Annotated in this window: 12 protein-coding genes; 5 read left to right on the top strand and 7 right to left on the bottom strand. The window is 39.5% G+C overall.

Features of this window, described 5'->3' with window-relative positions:
* Window positions 1-105 precede the first annotated feature (105 nt).
* Window positions 106-1,131: a strawberry notch C-terminal domain-containing protein gene (locus tag RMY63_RS32310; RefSeq protein ID WP_322732617.1), complete on the bottom strand. Its 1,026-nt coding sequence runs from the start codon at window positions 1,129-1,131 to the stop codon at window positions 106-108.
* 120 nt (window positions 1,132-1,251) lie between these two features.
* Window positions 1,252-1,626, bottom strand: a complete 375-nt coding sequence (locus tag RMY63_RS32305) for a TRADD-N-associated membrane domain-containing protein (RefSeq protein WP_322732616.1) — start codon at window positions 1,624-1,626, stop codon at window positions 1,252-1,254.
* 195 nt (window positions 1,627-1,821) lie between these two features.
* On the opposite strand from RMY63_RS32305, the gene RMY63_RS32300 reads away from it, so the two are divergent.
* Together RMY63_RS32300 and RMY63_RS32295 are read left to right on the top strand one after the other, a co-directional pair.
* Entirely contained in the window at window positions 1,822-3,114 is a 1,293-nt protein-coding gene (locus RMY63_RS32300; protein ID WP_322732615.1) for an AAA-like domain-containing protein, read from the top strand.
* A 37-nt stretch (window positions 3,115-3,151) separates the two neighbouring features.
* Window positions 3,152-6,547: an AAA-like domain-containing protein gene (locus tag RMY63_RS32295; RefSeq protein ID WP_322732614.1), complete on the top strand. Its 3,396-nt coding sequence runs from the start codon at window positions 3,152-3,154 to the stop codon at window positions 6,545-6,547.
* A 254-nt stretch (window positions 6,548-6,801) separates the two neighbouring features.
* Here RMY63_RS32295 and RMY63_RS32290 read toward each other — a convergent pair whose 3' ends face one another.
* The gene (locus RMY63_RS32290) at window positions 6,802-7,452 is read right to left on the bottom strand and encodes an RNA-guided endonuclease TnpB family protein (protein WP_322732613.1); all 651 of its coding nucleotides are present in this window, start codon (window positions 7,450-7,452) and stop codon (window positions 6,802-6,804) included.
* Between the two features lie 50 nt (window positions 7,453-7,502).
* Between RMY63_RS32290 and RMY63_RS32285 the strand changes: the two genes are divergently transcribed.
* Window positions 7,503-8,432: a hypothetical protein gene (locus tag RMY63_RS32285; protein WP_322732612.1), complete on the top strand. Its 930-nt coding sequence runs from the start codon at window positions 7,503-7,505 to the stop codon at window positions 8,430-8,432.
* Between the two features lie 173 nt (window positions 8,433-8,605).
* Here the strand turns inward: RMY63_RS32285 and RMY63_RS32280 are convergent, their stop codons facing one another.
* Window positions 8,606-11,131 (bottom strand): AAA-like domain-containing protein, encoded by a 2,526-nt coding sequence (locus RMY63_RS32280; RefSeq protein ID WP_322732611.1) that lies wholly within the window; start codon window positions 11,129-11,131, stop codon window positions 8,606-8,608.
* A gap of 6 nt (window positions 11,132-11,137) precedes the next feature.
* On the bottom strand, window positions 11,138-12,538 hold the full coding sequence (locus RMY63_RS32275) for an AAA-like domain-containing protein (protein WP_322732610.1): 1,401 nt from the start codon (window positions 12,536-12,538) through the stop codon (window positions 11,138-11,140).
* A gap of 570 nt (window positions 12,539-13,108) precedes the next feature.
* Between RMY63_RS32275 and RMY63_RS32270 the strand changes: the two genes are divergently transcribed.
* On the top strand, window positions 13,109-13,936 hold the full coding sequence (locus tag RMY63_RS32270; protein WP_322732609.1) for a YwqG family protein: 828 nt from the start codon (window positions 13,109-13,111) through the stop codon (window positions 13,934-13,936).
* Between the two features lie 26 nt (window positions 13,937-13,962).
* On the opposite strand, the gene RMY63_RS32265 is transcribed toward RMY63_RS32270, so the two are convergent.
* Window positions 13,963-14,199, bottom strand: a complete 237-nt coding sequence (locus RMY63_RS32265; RefSeq protein ID WP_322732608.1) for a hypothetical protein — start codon at window positions 14,197-14,199, stop codon at window positions 13,963-13,965.
* 46 nt (window positions 14,200-14,245) lie between these two features.
* Here RMY63_RS32265 and RMY63_RS32260 point away from each other — a divergent pair, with 46 nt between their 5' ends.
* Window positions 14,246-14,446 carry a hypothetical protein gene (locus RMY63_RS32260; RefSeq protein ID WP_322732607.1) on the top strand — a complete coding sequence of 67 codons (201 nt, stop codon included), beginning with the start codon at window positions 14,246-14,248 and terminating at the stop codon, window positions 14,444-14,446.
* Between the two features lie 28 nt (window positions 14,447-14,474).
* Here RMY63_RS32260 and RMY63_RS32255 read toward each other — a convergent pair whose 3' ends face one another.
* The gene (locus RMY63_RS32255; protein WP_322732606.1) at window positions 14,475-16,499 is read right to left on the bottom strand and encodes a WD40 repeat domain-containing protein; all 2,025 of its coding nucleotides are present in this window, start codon (window positions 16,497-16,499) and stop codon (window positions 14,475-14,477) included.
* Window positions 16,500-16,776 lie beyond the last annotated feature (277 nt).

The following is a 16,776-nucleotide window of genomic DNA, read 5'->3' as shown; positions in this document are numbered from 1 at the left end:
CTGGATGATTTCGTTCCTCAACTACTTGCTTATTCCGGAAAGTGACAGAAGAGGGGTATCGTACAGACTAGCTAATTTAGGATGATTGCATTTACGGACTATAGCTTAGCCATACAAAGGCTTTGAGTGTTTTCGGAGATGTCTCATTAGCTGTCCCTGGTACTGGGTAGCAAACTCAACCATCTCGTCAGCAGTTTTGATGTTGTTCTTCTGGGTGCGTTCTACTTTCAAGTAATTGGTCATACTACCAGAAGGAGGATGTGTATAAACTGGCTCACAGCTTTCGATGTTAAACCGTTCAGCCCGAAGTGTTTCTACACCCATCTCGTAAACACCAGCCGCGATCGCTGCTTCAATCTGCTGAGAGAGCAACAACTCAAAACGCTCGAAAATGATGTTTTGCATATCAATGGAAAGAGCCAGCAAGCGGTTGAGGAATTGACGCAGGGGTGGAAGATCAGTTTTCATACCGCCTTCGTGAGAAGTCAGCGATAGTCCAGTTATTGCTTCAAAAGTCCCTAGTGAAACTTCAAAAAACCGACCTTGGTATATTTGTCTGAATAGCTCGTACAAAGCTCGTTCGGCATAATTCGATTCTAGGTTATCCTTTTCCAGAAATATACCATTACCACCAGTTTGGCGTTGGCCACGAGTAAGTGCGCCGAGACTGTCCAGCCGTCGAGCAATAGTCGAGATGAATCTGCGCTCACCCCTGACATTGGTGGTTACAGGTTTAAAGATTGGTGCAGACGCTTGGTTTGTACGGTGCGATCTCCCAAGCCCTTGAATAGAATTATCGGCTCTCCAACCAGCTTCTAAAAGGTAATGCGATCGCCGCTGTCGATTTTGTGCGTTTAAGTCAGCGTGATAGCTTCGAGCAGTACCGCCAGCATCAGAGAAGATGAGGATTTGTTTATCCCCATTCATAAATGCCGCAGTTTCAGCAATATTCGCCCCACTACCACGAGATTCTACAAACAAACGTCCTGATTCGTCCAATAGAACTCGCTTGCTGCGACCAGTCACCTCAGCCACTTCTTTATGTCCGAAGTGCCACAGCAGTTGTTCTAGTGCGCCAGGGATGGGGTCAAGGCTGGCCAAGCGGTCAATCAGTGCATCTCTCAAAGCCACAGCTTCTTGGGAGATAACCGGAGAACCGTCTGCGTCAAAGGCAGGTTCGGATCTTTCTTCTCCATCTTCACCGGAATGGATGGAATGAAGATGAATCGGAAAGGCACTGATCTCGTACTACTATGACTCATCTTCCTCGTTATCTAAGGCTTTTGCTGTGTCATTCAGCCTGTTATTTGCATCCTTAGCAAGTCTAAGGCATGAGCCACTAACAGTTCCAGCTGTAACTGCTCCGACTGCTGTAACTGTTCCTACGGATACATTGCCTGAAAATAGCAGAATAACACCTACAAAGCTAATAAGCCCACTTGCAGCTGTTAATCCAAAAGCAAGGTTAAAACTAACATGGGCTTGACGAAGACGCTCTTGATGAATACTGTTGGAATTAATCACGTTTAAATCTTGACCATGTGAGGGAAGTTCTTGCTCAACTTTCTCTTGTTGATTAAGCACTACAGAAGTAGACCTATTAGTTTTTCTGAAGATTGCTTTCATCTGTCTGTCTTTCCACGACAACAATTTTATTAAAGCTACTAGCTGCTTTAGTTCAAAGTTGAGAAAATATAAAGTTGAACTGAGTTTTAGCTTACATACAACTGATAACTGACTTATGACTAAGTTATAACTAACTTATCGTCCTAGAATAGGGAAAAATATTATGATTTGAACAGTTCTGCTCAATTAAGAGCCATGTCCAGATCAATCAAAGTTTGTCAACAGCATATTGAACAGGTCAAATTAGCTGTCAAGCGGAGTGGTTTTCCTCGCCAAAAAGATTTAGCGGAGAACTTGCAGTTATCCTTGGCTACAATAAGTAATTTTCTCAATGGCCGACCCGTTGATTATCTAAATTTTTATGAAATTTGTCAGAAACTAGGGCTTGAGCTAGATAGGATAGCTGATTTTGAAGTTCATAATGCTAATGATTCTTTCCAAACTTTAGATTTGGAAACAGAACAAGCTCCTATTACTCTTTTCCAGGAAGAGTCAGAAATAAAAACCTCTAATTATATAGAGCGTCCTCCCATTGAATCTCATTGTTATGAAACAATTGTGCAACCTGGTTCTTTGCTGAGAATCAAAGCTTCTAAGCGAATGGGTAAAACTTGGCTGATAAACAATATTATTCATCAGGCACAGAAGCAAAATTACATAACAGTACGTTTGAGCTTGCTCCTGGCAGATGGGACAGTCTTAAAGAATTTAGATGAATTTTTACGCTGGTTCTGTATTGTTGTTTGCCGACAGCTGAAACTATCACCCCAACTTGATGATTACTGGGAGAAGGGATTAGGAAGCAATTATAACTGTACGCTGTACTTTGAGGAACACTTGTTAGCCCAAATAGATAGACCATTGGTTTTATGCTTAGATGAAGTAGATCGAATTTTTTCTTATAGCGAAATAGCTGAAGACTTTTTAGGTATGCTCAGAGCGTGGCATGAGGAAGCAAAAAGCCGCCAGATGTGGCGAAAGCTACGATTAATTTTGGCACACTCGACAGAAGCATACATTCCATTAAATATTAATCGTTCACCATTTAATGTTGGACTAGGCATAGAACTACCAGAGTTTACAAGTGAGCAAATACAAGAGTTATCAAGACGACAAGGACTTAATTTAGATACATCACAAATTTTAGAATTAATGGACTTAGTAGGGGGGCATCCCTATTTAGTGCAACGAGCAATTTATTATTTAAATACCCAGAAAATCAGTCTTGTAAAGCTCTTACAGGAGGCTGATACAGAGTCAGGTATTTATAATGACCATTTACGGGGACACTTATACAATCTTAAACAATATCCAGAATTAGCTGTAGCGATGAAAAAAATAGTGAATACAGCTAATTCTGTGCAATTAGAACCAAATCAAATATTTAAGTTGCAAAGTTTAGGCTTGGTAAAACTGCATGGAAATGCCATCGAATCACGATGTAATTTATATTCTCAATATTTCCGCGAACATCTTTGCAATGAGTAATTATTTATTATCTTCAATACAACTAGATAAATGAGCCATGAAGGAAAGTCAAACATATATATATCAAGTAGGTGGGAGTTTAGCGGCTGATGCTCCTACTTATGTTGTTCGACAAGCAGATAAAGACTTATATAAAGGATTAAAAAACGGAGATTTTTGTTATGTCTTAAATTCACGACAAATGGGTAAATCTAGCCTACGTGTCCGTACAATGGAAAGGCTAGAAGGAGAAGGAGTTAGATGTGCTGCTATTGATTTGACAACAATTGGTAGCCAAAATGTAACTCCAGACGGTTGGTACATGGGAATTTTTTACGAGCTAGTCAGAAAATTTGAGTTATCTGATAGAGTCAATCGCCGAAATTGGTGGCGCGAACGCGAACACTTACCATCTGTCCAGAAATTAAGCGAGTTTATTGAGCAGGTACTGTTAGTAGAAATTATTGAAAATATTGTTATTTTTATTGATGAAATTGATAGCATCCTCAGTTTAACTTTTTCAATAGATGATTTTTTTGCATTTATCCGAGCCTGTTATAATCAGCGTGTTAATAATCCATTATATAGACGGCTTTCCTTTGTTTTACTAGGCGTTGCTACTCCTTCTGATTTAATTAAAGATAAAACTCGCACACCTTTCAATATTGGGAGAGCTATTGAGTTAAGTGGTTTTAACTTATATGAAACTCAAACTTTAGCAGCAGGATTAACAGATAAAGTTAGCAACCCACAAGCGGTTTTAAGACAAATATTAACCTGGACAGGCGGCCAACCATTTTTAACCCAAAAGCTCTGTCAGATTATTTATACTTATGAATTTTCCCTTCCTGTTGTACAAGAGTTAGAGTGGGTAGAACAACTAATAAAATTACGCTTGCTTGAAAATTGGGAAGCCCAGGATAACCCAGAACATCTAAGAACTATTCGTGACCGTATTATTAGAAGTAAGCAACGTGCTGGTCGGCTACTAGGACTTTATCAAAAAATTCTTCAACAAGGAGAAATATTAGCTGATAATAGTCCTGCTCAAAAAGAACTTCAACTTTCAGGCTTAGTTGTCAAAGAACAAGGCAAGTTAAAAGTTTATAATCGCATATATGCTTCAATTTTTACCTCAAATTGGGTAGACGGAGAACTTGCTACTCTGCGTCCCTATGCTGAAGCTATAAACGCTTGGATTGTTTCTTCTTATCAAGATCAATCAAGATTACTACGAGGACAAGCACTACAAGAAGCTTTAACGTGGGCATCAGGTAAAAGCTTGAGTAACGAAGATTATCAGTTTTTATCAGCAAGCCAAGAATTAGAAAAACAAGAGGTTAAGCTTGCTTTAGAAGCAGCAGAAAAAGCAAATCAGATATTAGCAGAAGCCCAACATCAAGCTAAACAAACAATCCGTAAAGGATTTACTGGATTAGCTGTGATTTCGTCGGTAGCAGTGATGCTATTAATATTTACAAGCACAAATTTGAATAAAGCACTACAAAAAGAAAAATTAGCACACATAGAAACTCAACAAGCTAATCAAAAATTATCTCACGCCGAAAAAGAACGTCAACAAGTTACTCAACAAGTTAATCAAAAAAATTTAGAATTAGAAAATATCAAGAGAAAACAAACCAACCTTGAAAAAAATAATAACATAGCATCTGAGAAAATTAGACTAGCTGAAACAAGACAAAAAGTAGCAGAAAAGCAAATTCAAATTGCGAAAAAACATCTTATAGATACTAAAGCAGAACTGGAGACAACATCTTTAGCAATTAATAAAAAAAATAAGGAATTAGAAAAAGAAGCACAGAAGTATCAGGCACTTAAAATTGAATATACAAAAACTCAAAATAAGCTTAAAGAGGCTGTTGCTGATCTAAAGCAACTGCACGCTATAGTACATAGTACACCTAATGAAGGTAGAAACAGTTTAGCCGTTCAGTCTTATCAGCAGTATTACACTTCAGAAACAACAGGTATTGTTACGAGTAATGGGGAGAAAAAAGCAGTTACAAATTCTCCTGATATTAATACTATGGTTGGAGTAGCTCTGGCAGATAAAGCAAAATTAACAGCTTTGAATATAGAACCACCCAAAAATAATAATCATAATGACCAAATAAATATATATGGATTAAAATATCCATTATTGATATATAAAAACTTCTCTGCTAATAGGAGTAGAAATAATGAAAATTTAATTGTTTTAGATAAGGGATGTGGTGAGAGAAATATATTACAGCTTGGTAACAGTGGAGCAGCAGTAATTAACCTTCAAAATCAGTTGAAAAAATTAGGATTTTTTAATGGTGAGCCAACAGGATATTTTGGCTATTTAACTGAAGCCTCCGTATTGAAATTCCAAAAAGCTACAGGAATACCTACAAATGGTAAAATCTGTCAAGGGCTGTTAAACAGATTGTTAACAAATGTAGGCACTTCTGATAACATAACTATTAACAAAATACCAACTCTGGTGTTGACCAATAGCACTCAACTGAATGATAGTATGTTGGAAGGTGGGAATTTGGTACTTCGTAACGGTAGTATTATTAATATTACTAGGGTTAATCCCAGAGAAATTTATGTTAGGGACAAAATTGATGTTATAAATGGAAACTTAAACCTCTTAAGCACTAACAGAAAAATTTTTGCTGCCCCATTTGCTCAAGGTAATGGAGGAGATCTTTGGATTGATACTAAGCAACTTTTTGTACTCAGAAGTAACATCATAACTGAGATTAATACTTTACCTCCACCGGAGGAACTTTTGGCTAGCGAAGATGGTAACATTAGCATCACACCTCAAGATATTTCTAGCATTCAAGCACGTTCCAAATTTACAAATCCAAGTGATATCACTCCAAGTTTAGAATTAGGCATACAGAGACAAATTCGTGTCTTTAAAACACGACCTCGGCGTCGGCTTTCATCAACAAATTTCATGCGTTCATCAAGTTCAGCAAGAAATTCCGCCGCAATATCTAGAGCAAAACCTCGGCGTTCATCAAGACGTTCCACTGTAATATCTAGCGCAGGATCTCGGTCTTCAGGAAGACGTTCTGCCCTAGTATCTAGAGAATTAGTTGACACTAGTACAAAATTTTCCCAAACCTATAAGAGTCCTAAAGAAATAACAGCCTACAAACAAAGTGAATTTACTGTTATTGGACGAGGTGGTTTGCCATCTAACCCTTCAGAAACTCTACATTTGCTTGGGGGGGACATTAGCCTACAAGGTTTAGAGAATTCTCAAAATTTAGCTAACAAACTTTTTAATGATATTGAGATTGCTCCTCGTAGATATAACAATAAAATACTTGAGTTGCAAAAATGGCTGAATGTTAAAGGTTTCTATAATGGCCCATTAGATGGGGTTTGGGGAAAACAAACCCAAGAAGCTATCGAAGCCTTTCAAATTTACTATGGAATTACTAATTAGTGAGAGCCAATATTAAGAAGTTACGGCTTCAATAGTTATGCTTATATACAGACTATTTGGTAATAGTAGAATTTTTAATAGCTAAACTATTATCAATATCTTAATAAAGCGTGGACATTTCATCCGTTACATAACTCCTGCCTAAAACTATCTATAAATAGATAAATTATCTTTATTAAATTGTTTTAGGCTTTGTTTATTTCCTGTTTCATTCTGGAGAAGTCGGCTTCAACCAGTCCACAGGCTAATACTGTCTAACTGACAGCTTTAGACAAATTGATTGCGGCGTTTAAATCTCTATCAGAGGTAAAACCGCAATATTTACACTCAAACACTCTTTGCCTTAGCAGCAGAGTTTCTTTTTTAGTGCCACAGTGAGAACAAGTCTTAGAACTAGGAAACCATCTGTCAACTACTACAAGTTTTGAGCCATAGAGCTTGCATTTGTAAGTTAGTTGCCGACGTAATTCATAAAAGCCCATATCTAAAACTGCTTTAGCCAGTTTACGATTAGCTAACATCCCTTTAATGTTGAGGTCTTCAATTACTACTGTTCCGTGGTTTTTGGCTAACAGTGTTGTAAGTTTGTGTAGTGTATCTTTACGGATATTAGCAATTTTTCTGTGTAACCTAGCAATTTTTAATTGAATTTTCTTCCAGTTATTTGACCCAATAACCTTACGTCTATTTAAACATTGTAGTCTGCTTAATTTACTTTCGTACCTTTTATAAGATTTAGCTCCTTCGATTACTTCTCCTGTTGACAAAGTAGCTAAACTCTTTATTCCTAAATCCACACCTACAATACTCTTTAAGTTTGACTTTGGATGAGGTGGCAACGTTCGTTTTCGTGTAACTGACTGCTGTAAGAATAATTCTTTACAAAACTTTACAACATGTCCCATTTTACACGTACTTCGTCATGACCCCTTTTCGGCACTGGACAAAGTGGAAGATGAAGAATCACCGTACACCTTGGATTTATCAGCCTCTCAAGAAAATTTACGCTGACCTAATGCGTGAGCATAGCCTTCATGTCATCCGAAGTGCGATCGCTCTGCTTGACGAGATGGGTATTATCTCCAAGCAGAAGAATCCAGGTAACGGGCAGGATCGGACATGGCAGTATAAATTAAACTTCGATGTACTGAATAAGCTGCTTGAACACGGCAGAGGCAAAACTGAACATTCCAGATTCACTAGGGAACAATACCACAGATCCCATCCAGAAGTTTCAAAGCCACAACAACACTCTGCTGTTGAGCTTAAAAAAAGTAAGGAAGTGAAAACCGAGATTTTGGACTGTGACCAGGAAGGGGTTTGTCAAACCGTAGAACCAGAGTTACCCGAAATTGCTCACTTCGTTGAAGATATAGAACAAGATAACTCGACTACCGAGACAGATCATCATGAAGACAAGTTTTCCGCCGCCCCGGTTGAGTCAAATTTTTGTGACGAAGACTTTGGCGATGATGACTACGCTTTTGAGAGTGTAGAAAAATCAATACAGCCCACCAACCAAAAGGTTCAGGAAGTATTGCAGCAGTTAAGGCAGATTCCTTGTACCCCACAGTTTCGGCTCAATGCACAGATTCAGCGTACAGTGAGGCGGTGTTGGGAGAATGTGCCGGGAGCGATCGCTTACTTGAAGGAGGCGATACGGACTTGGAAAGGAATCAAGTCACCGGAAGCTGTATTCGTTGCGGCTTGCAAGGAAGGTAGGAAGCCGGAGGTACAGCAGGCGAAGTCTGGTGCAATCGCTTGGTTTGAGTGGGCGAGAAAACAACAGATCGTGATAGCAATGTCGGGTGAGGTAGTGTACACACCAGATGGTGAGGCGGTGGCAGTTGCGGAGATGATGCGGCGGTGTCCGGTGGGGGAGTAAAGTTTAAAGTTGTGCCTCTGCCCAAAATCCTGAAATAGTCACAAAATTCATTGCTGCGAATTGCTATCAGCCACCAGTGCCAGGTATCGAATTGATGAAATGTTGATTATTACGTGGAAAAGACCGCTGTGATAATTGTTTACAAACTTAAAAAAGCTTTATTATGTTACACTTTACAAATCGCAGCGCGAGAGAAGAAGACCGCGCTCTATCGACCCGGCTACCCACTCCCCGCTGTACTTCACTCTCCTTCCCTCTGAGACTGTTGGTAGCCCTCCCCTCCCATACGCTGAGTTTGATTTTATACGCTTCAAAAAATCGTCGAAGCTCACAAAATCACCACCACCTCTTGAGCGGCTTGTAGTGTCAGGAAGTTTGTTATCATACCATCCCACTGCCTCGGCAAACCGAAGATAATTTTTATTATCTTTGTCTGTCCAGTCTTGTGGTTTTATTCCCAGCCTATTGCCAGTGCTTCGCCATATTTTCTTCTGCACACTAAAGCCAAAACGGTTGTCTGCATTGACCCAAAGCTTGTCTATTCTTTGCAGGTCTGGACAAGAAAATCTATTGATGTCCTCATAATCTAAATATCCTTGTTCTTCTCTTTGAGCAATATTGAGCATGAGTTTGTATGTTTTAAAGTCAGCAAATGACCAGTTTTTAGCCTTTAGAAAGTATTCAAGTTGAGCATATAAATGTTGTGTCAGTGATTCTTTAACTTCTTTATCTTGAGGGTTTAGCTTAATTAAACTCCGGTAAACTGACTCAATATTTTCGCCTGTAAGCAACTGATTATTTTGAGTAAAATCAGTTTGATTTGGGTGAGTCTTTAAAATATTAAATGCTGTTCTGTAAGATTCTATAGCGTTTTGGTTTTGTTGATTTTTGGCAAAGAAATCACCTTGACTATTATAGGAGAGTACTTGAATTTGTAATCCTTGGCTAGATTCTAAAACTTTCTTATCTGCTTCAGCTAACAACTTCTGACTTTGCTTAATTTCTGATTCTGCGTCTTTCAGATCTTTTAACTGTTGATGTGCTTGTGAACTAGCAGACAATACTAATGCTTTTTTAAGTTGATGATTACTAACGTTAAAAGATAAGGCGGACAGCCTTAGAGCTTCAGTTGAATAAAAAATAATGCCTTCAGAATTAGTAGCATTAGTATTTTTTTCTAATTCCCTAGCTAGTTTGTTTAAATCTTGAACAGCTACAACTTCATCATGAATTTCATCCAGTCGTTTCAGTCGTTTTCCAGAGAAAATCCCTACAATTGCCGAGCCTATTAATGTTACAATTAAAGCAATTGCTCCAATACTAATTCGCCGTTGAGCTTTCTTGTTTGCCTCACTAAGCAATTGATTTCTCGCCTCTAGTGCATCTCTATCTTGCTTCTCTCTTTCCAAAGCAGCTTCTTGTTGCTTGACAGCAATGTCTTGCTCTATTTCTTTCTCTTTACTAGCTGCTAAATACTGTTTATCCTGATAACTTAAGTTTTTATCTTTCGCCCATTCCTCTGCTTCCTGTAATGCCTTTCCTCGCAGCAACCGCGATTCATCAGTTCCACCGGAAGCTACCCAAAAGCGAAAGTTTTCAGAATATGGACGCAGATTATTTAATTGATTTTCAATCCAATTTAAGTTAAATATTTCCCGATAAATTTGGTTATAAATTCTCAGCTTACCTTGCTGTCTAACAACCAATCCCGAAAGCTGTAACTCACTTTGTTCCAAAGTATCATCTGCTATAACTTGCGATCGCTCCTCAGCCAGCCTGACTTGCTGATACAGTTCTAGTAAGTAAGCAGCCCGTTGTTCATCGCGTAAAATTCTAGCTTGAATTGTCCGTAAATGCTCAGGCTCATCTTGTGATTCCCAGCTTTCAATAATCCGTGACCTGACAACTTGCTCTACTGAACGGGGATGTTCTTGCTCTGATTCCTCAACCATGAACTGACACAGCTTTTGAGTCAGAAATGGTTGCCCACTAGTCCACTGCAAAATCTCCTGCATTATTACCTGGGGACGACTGAATTTACCATATAGCCCCTTTTCTAATGGTTCAACTTCATGCAATTGAAAGCCCTTAAGTGAGATAGCCTGACCAATGTTAAACGGGGTGCGCTGTTTATCCTCAATCAAATTACTAGGTGATGCAACGCCCAATAAACAGAAAGTAAGACGGTTATATTCTGGATTATCAACACGCTTGTTATAACAGGCACGAATCAACGCAAAAAAGTCATCTGTCGGGAAATTTAAGCTGAGTACACTATCAATTTCATCAATAAAAATGACAATATTTTCTTTAACTTCAACCAGTAATATTTCTTCCAAAAACTTGCGAAATCGTGTTACCAATGAATTTAAATGATTCGCCTCCCACCAATCACCGAAGTCTACATCCAAACCAAAACTATCAATGAGCGTGTCAATTAAATCTGCATACCATTGTTCGGGCGGGACATTCTGAATACCACCCGCAGACAAGTCAACTGCTGCACAGTGTACGCCATCCTTTCTCAATCTCTGCATGGTTCGCACACGTAAGCTGGACTTTCCGCTCTGGCGCGAATTCAGCACATAACAAAACTTTCCTGCCTTCAGCCCTTCATACAATTGGGCATCAGCTTCTCTTGTAACGTAGGTGCTGGCATTCTCAGGCAAACTTCCAGAAAAGATGTACTGGTCAATCATGACTCACTACCCCAAACGAGTTGAGAAATACTGGCGATACAAATCACAACTGGGAATGCAATCATTACTGGAAAGTTTTACTAAGCCCAAGCTGTGCAGTTTAAATGCAACTTCAGTATCAAGCCTGACAGGTATTTCATTCATCACTACTCTTTTATACCCTGCCTCAAGCTGAGGATTATGTTGTAAATGCCACAGTTGTTGTCGCAGGTGGTCACTAAAAATTCCCTGTTCTGTTGGTGCGAGTCTCAACAGTTCTTCTAACGTCGTCTGCTGGCTTTTGAGGTGTGCGATCGCCTGTTGCAGTAGATAAGGATGTCCCTTAATCAAACCCATCAACCCATTTAAGCCCTGTTCTCCAAGCATATCTAAACCCTGTTGTTCGGCAAGGTCTAATACTTGTTGACCGTTAAATTCGGCTAACTCAATTGCTAATCCAACATTAAACGGGGAGTGATTTGTGTCTAGGGAAGGGTAGGATTCAGTAGAGTGAACCACTACAAGGCGCAGTTTCTTCCAGATGTTACCAATCTTGTCACCTTGCTTGGCTGCCTCATACCATCCCCGCAGCAACAAGCAGAACTGAGGAAAAATCTCTGGATAATCAAACAATCGCTCAAAATTATCTATTGCTAAAACTAAGGGCGCATCTGTAAGCGATAGTAAATATTTTTGAAAATAGCGGGTACAGTTTTTATTTAGTCCAAACACTTCTTGCCAGTGTTTATCTAATTGTGGTTCTAGCTCCAGGCTGTCAGCTACATTAACGCACAACCATTGCAGGAATGTTTTTAGGTTAGCCAGAATGTCAGTGTCAGCTAGTTTTAAATCCAGCTTTGCTGTTTGATAATCCTGTCTTCTGGCATGGTCTAATATTTTCTCTAGCAGAAGAGTTTTACCCATTCTCTGGGGGGCTTTGATGCGGATTAACGCCCCAGGCTGAACAATTGCGTTGTTGCATTTGTCTTCAATAGGCGGTCTTTCAATATATATCTCTGCACCTGCATCTAGTCCAGAGTTATTATCAGCTTGCAACTGCCGTTCAACTGCATCCAACTTGTCACCAAGCTCTTTGAGTGTACGTTCTTCTAGCTGAAGCTGCTGTTCGTATTGGAACTTGCGTGATGGGTCTGTCTCAATCACCCATGCAGTTCTTATGCTTGCAACTTTTTGGCTTTGCAGGGTGTACGCTTTTTCGAGTGAGTCTTTTTCTTGCTGCGATCGCTGGCGTTGATTCTGTGATTGGACTGAATTATCTGATGCCGCCGTCTGCTGCCCAAGGTGAATATTGTAGATATCGCCACCAATTTGCCCAGCATTTACTGTACCAGCGTTAATTAACCCACCACCAAACTGGGCATTGCATAAGTCGTTGTTGACTTGCTTTGGGTCTTGTGAGTCTGGCATGGTTCGGTTTGGGCGATTTTAAGCGTCTCGTTCTGAATACTACCATCTATCCACTGTGCGCTAATAGTGAGGCAAGCAACCGTTTGCGTCCATGTGCTTACTTTGGCAACTATAATTAGGTGATTCAGCATGAGGCACAGTTGGAATCAGTTCCTAGCCTGCAATATAAAACTGCTTCAGAGGAAACTCAAAGCAGTTTTTAATACAGCTTAATCATAAGAGAGGCTTTTACTGTTGCCTCCCGGTTTATCCATAGTAAATATCGGCATACTAATAGTTAACACCTCAAGTTTTGTACTTTACGCAAAAAAACGAATAGTGTTTAAATTTTCTTTGGTTACTGACCTCCTACAGGCGTAACCTCTTGTGTTGATTGAAAAAGTGCAATTTCATCTGCGTCAACCAGTAGCTATTTTTCCTCTACAGTCAAATTTTTAGCCTCAAATGCTTACCCCTTCTAGTTTTGAATCCGAATCAGGGATTGAAACGGTTAAAAAATGCGATCGCTCCCAAGTGAAGCTGCAATGTTATTTTGCTTAATGAACTAAAGCAAAGACAGGTAGGTAAAGCGTGGATTTGGAGCAAATTATAACGCTGATTCATGAGCATGGCTTATCAAAGTATCAAGATGATATTTTGGCAAGCGTGCGCCCGGCTATCTTGTTAAAGCTTGGACAAGCTGAAGCAGGACACAAAGGGCAAAGTCGTATTGGGGGAGTTCCAGATTTGCCCTTGTCTGTTCCTTGGCCGAAAAACACTCCTTCAGACAGCTACCTTTGCTTTATCTTGCAGATTAACTTAGCTGAATTACCCACTTTTGCTGAAAATCCTTTGACAAAGCGGGGAATGCTTTATCTTTTTGCTTCGGAAAGTGAAAATGCTGCCGAACAACTAGTGTTTTACGATGGGAGCGAATCTTTAGAGCCTGCAAAATTACCCGAAGATACTCGTTTGATTACAGATTGGTACGATAATTTAGTAACTCACCGTCTAGAGTTTGAGTTGTTTCCCGATATCCCGCGTTGGGCAACAAATGATTTTTATCGGTTGTGCGCTCACCTCAACTTGGACGAACTCAAGTTAAATGATTTGTGTAGAACTCTCAGCGAAAATAGTGTCGGGAAGCTGCTCGGTCATGCTTCGGGCATTGGTCACGATCCACGGGAGGACGCTTACGTAGTTAGACAGGTGAACCCCGAATGGCTTTACAACTACGAGCAACGCCAAACTTTAGACATGACTCACGCCCAAAACTGGCATAACTTACTGGAGGTCGAGTCTAACAGAAAAGTTGATCTGATGTTTGGTGATGCTGGCTATCTACAAGTACTTATTCATGGAGAAGACTTGAAGCGTTTGGATTTTTCTCAGGTCTACGTGAACCTTGAATCAAGCTAAAACTTCAGTGTGATGTCTATCAGAATTCAGAAGTCAAATGTAGTTGAAGCCGTGTTTGTCGGTACTTGTAAGGAAGGAAGAAAACCGGAGGCGCAACAGGCCAAGTCTGGTGTGGTTGCTTGATTTGAGTGGGCGAGGCGGCAGAGAATTGTGATTGCAATGTCGGGAGAAACTGTGTATACCTCGGATGGCGAACCAGTAGGGTTGCACGAAATGATGCGGTGGTTATCCGGTGCGGGAGTAATACCACAAGTGAGGGGCATCGCAGCAAGGTCAAAGACGTGACCCTGGCGGATGGAAAAGTTAAAAATGGGATCGAGAGTGCGGCCTTGGAGAATGGAGAAGCTCAAGATGGCAGAACAGTTGCGCGAAAATTCTGGGGATGATTTTTTGATGGAATGTTGGGCTGATGACCCTGCTTTGACGATTGCGATCAAGAAGCTGGTGGCGAAGTGTCCGCAGTGGGGAATCGCTTGTGTGGATGGGGTGCGGGTTAACTGGAATGAGTAGTGATCGCTTTTTAGTACGCATCTCAATATCAGTCACACCGCCAAATTTTAATTGTTTTGTCCTGACTACCACTAACAATTGTTTTACCATCAGGACTGAAAGCTACAGAGTGAATATGTGATGAGTGTCCTGAAAGAGTATTTATCAACTCTTTTGTACCTAAATGCCAAACTTTAATTGTACTATCACCACTAGCACTAGCTAAAGTTTTTCCATCGGGACTGAAGGCAACTGAGGTAATAGTATTTGTATGATCAGAAAATGTGTGAATCACGTTTCCATGTGGAAGATTCCAAATTTTAATAGTTTTGTCATTACTCCCGCTAGCAAGAATTTTACCATCAGGGCTAATAGCAACCCCTTTAACTGATTCTGAATGTTCTTTAAGAGTATGAATGGCTAATCCTGTTTGCAAATTCCATACCTTAATAGTATTGTCAACACTACTGCTGATTAATAGCTGTCCATTAAGACTAAATACAACAGACATAACACAATTTTCATGCTCAGACAAAGTATAGATTAGCTCATTAGTATTCAAATTCCATATTTTAATCTTATTATCTCCACCACCACTGGCTAATGTTTTACCATCAGGACTAAAAGCCACTGAGGTTACATTATCTGAATGCCCTGTAAAAGTAGTTCCTGTTCGAGAATACCAAAGCTTAACAGTATTATCATTGCTGCCACTCGCAAGAATAAGCCCATCAGAGCTAAAAGCCACCGATCTAACGGCATTTGAATGCCCATTTAAAGTAGCAAGTATCTCTCCGTTTTGCAGATTCCAAATCTTAATAGTATTATCTGCACTACCACTGGCTAATGTTCTACCATCAGAGCTTATGGTAACAGAATTAATAGGATTAGTATGTGCAGAAAGTGTGTTTATACATCGCCAAATTTGAGCCTTTTTGCTTTGCGAATCCGCTAGCAATTTCAACTCATGATTATAAATTTCTGTATACTCTTGTCGAATTGAAGTCAGCTTTTCAAGAATTGTTGCTTTCCATTCTAAAGGAATTTCTGACTCTATACTAAATAACTGAGGTTCATAATTTGGATTAATATTTAAGTAATACCAATCTGCTAAAAAAGCTGTTAACAGCTTGTGTAAAATTACAATCGTCTGCCTAATTGCTCGAAAACTTTGTATATCATCAGTACCAGCTTCTTCAAGTTGTTTTTTGACTGCTTCCCAATTCCAAGGTTCAAATGATAAAGATACTGGTTCTTGCAGTCCCCAAAACCGAACATTAAAATAAACTTCATGATCTGTAACATCTGTATAAATTATCGCTGTTGGTATAGCGGATAAAATTGTTTCTAACTGCTTTACTTCTGCATCAAATACTGAACGTTCAAAATATTTACCATAAAATTCCACTGGACATAAAGCACCCTGAAGCGGATAGTATTTTTCTATGAATATTTTTAATTGATTGCGAATCTCCTTATTAAGGCTATCTCGGAAGGATATGGGAAATTCTTCACTTATATCGGGTGGTGGGACTAACATTAATAAGCGTGGTTTCCTTTGTTCATCAATAAAAATTCTTTGTGCTTCATCACGACTTAAAACACCAGGCCATTTCTGCTGGTCAAAAATTGCTTGAATTTCTTTTTGCCTAAGTTGAATGTTTTGAGTGGTTTTCTCTCGCATCAAATCTAGATACAAAGCACTTAGCTTCCGTTTGTCTTCTAGTTCTTCTTGTTTTAATTGCAGCGCCTTTTCTTCTCGTTCCGCCTTTGCTGCCGCAATTTGCATATCTGCCTTGAAGCGTAATTCTTGAATTTGTAGTAATTCTTTTTCTCTAGCCTCTCGACGGTTATAATAGTCTATCTCTGCCTGACGTACACGCTGATCTTGTCTAACTTCTTGAACTGTTACAGGTAGATTACGTTTATTTTCCTTAGTAGATTTCTGGTCAATAAATGCTGAAACCATCCGGTCAGCAGTCTGAAGAACAAAGGCGATAGCAGCACCAACGATATCAAATCCCATACAATTTTTTAGGCTGAGAAAATTAATAGTTATATCTGTTTTAACCATTAATATTCTCAATGTCTCTTCAATTACCAGCCGGAAACCCCTAATAAAAACCCAATTTCCGCTGTACCCGTTGCTCCCGATTTTGAAAAATACTCAACTCAAAGTGAAGAACCACCTTAACCGAGTCTTTGCACTTCGCTTATAGCTGAAAACCAGATTTTGGATGATACTGCGATCACTTATCTCAAAGAAGCACTCAGAACTTGGAAAGGGGTTAAGTCCCGGAAGCCGTGTTTGTTGCTGCTTGCAAGGAAGGACGGAAGCCGGAGGTACAGCA

The sequence above is a fragment of the Nostoc sp. ChiQUE01b genome, assembly GCF_034531255.1.
In the GTDB taxonomy this organism is placed as follows: domain Bacteria; phylum Cyanobacteriota; class Cyanobacteriia; order Cyanobacteriales; family Nostocaceae; genus Nostoc.
This window is presented reverse-complemented; position numbering and strand designations above follow the sequence as displayed.

Coding starts and splice junctions, on each gene's coding strand:
- RMY63_RS32305 (WP_322732616.1), bottom strand. CDS start 1,626: ATGAAAGCAATCTTCAGAAAAACTAATAGGTCTACTTCTGTAGTGCTT.
- RMY63_RS32300 (WP_322732615.1), top strand. CDS start 1,822: ATGTCCAGATCAATCAAAGTTTGTCAACAGCATATTGAACAGGTCAAA.
- RMY63_RS32295 (WP_322732614.1), top strand. CDS start 3,152: ATGAAGGAAAGTCAAACATATATATATCAAGTAGGTGGGAGTTTAGCG.
- RMY63_RS32290 (WP_322732613.1), bottom strand. CDS start 7,452: ATGGGACATGTTGTAAAGTTTTGTAAAGAATTATTCTTACAGCAGTCA.
- RMY63_RS32285 (WP_322732612.1), top strand. CDS start 7,503: ATGAAGAATCACCGTACACCTTGGATTTATCAGCCTCTCAAGAAAATT.
- RMY63_RS32280 (WP_322732611.1), bottom strand. CDS start 11,131: ATGATTGACCAGTACATCTTTTCTGGAAGTTTGCCTGAGAATGCCAGC.
- RMY63_RS32275 (WP_322732610.1), bottom strand. CDS start 12,538: ATGCCAGACTCACAAGACCCAAAGCAAGTCAACAACGACTTATGCAAT.
- RMY63_RS32265 (WP_322732608.1), bottom strand. CDS start 14,199: ATGCCCCTCACTTGTGGTATTACTCCCGCACCGGATAACCACCGCATC.
- RMY63_RS32260 (WP_322732607.1), top strand. CDS start 14,246: ATGGGATCGAGAGTGCGGCCTTGGAGAATGGAGAAGCTCAAGATGGCA.
- RMY63_RS32255 (WP_322732606.1), bottom strand. CDS start 16,499: ATGGTTAAAACAGATATAACTATTAATTTTCTCAGCCTAAAAAATTGT.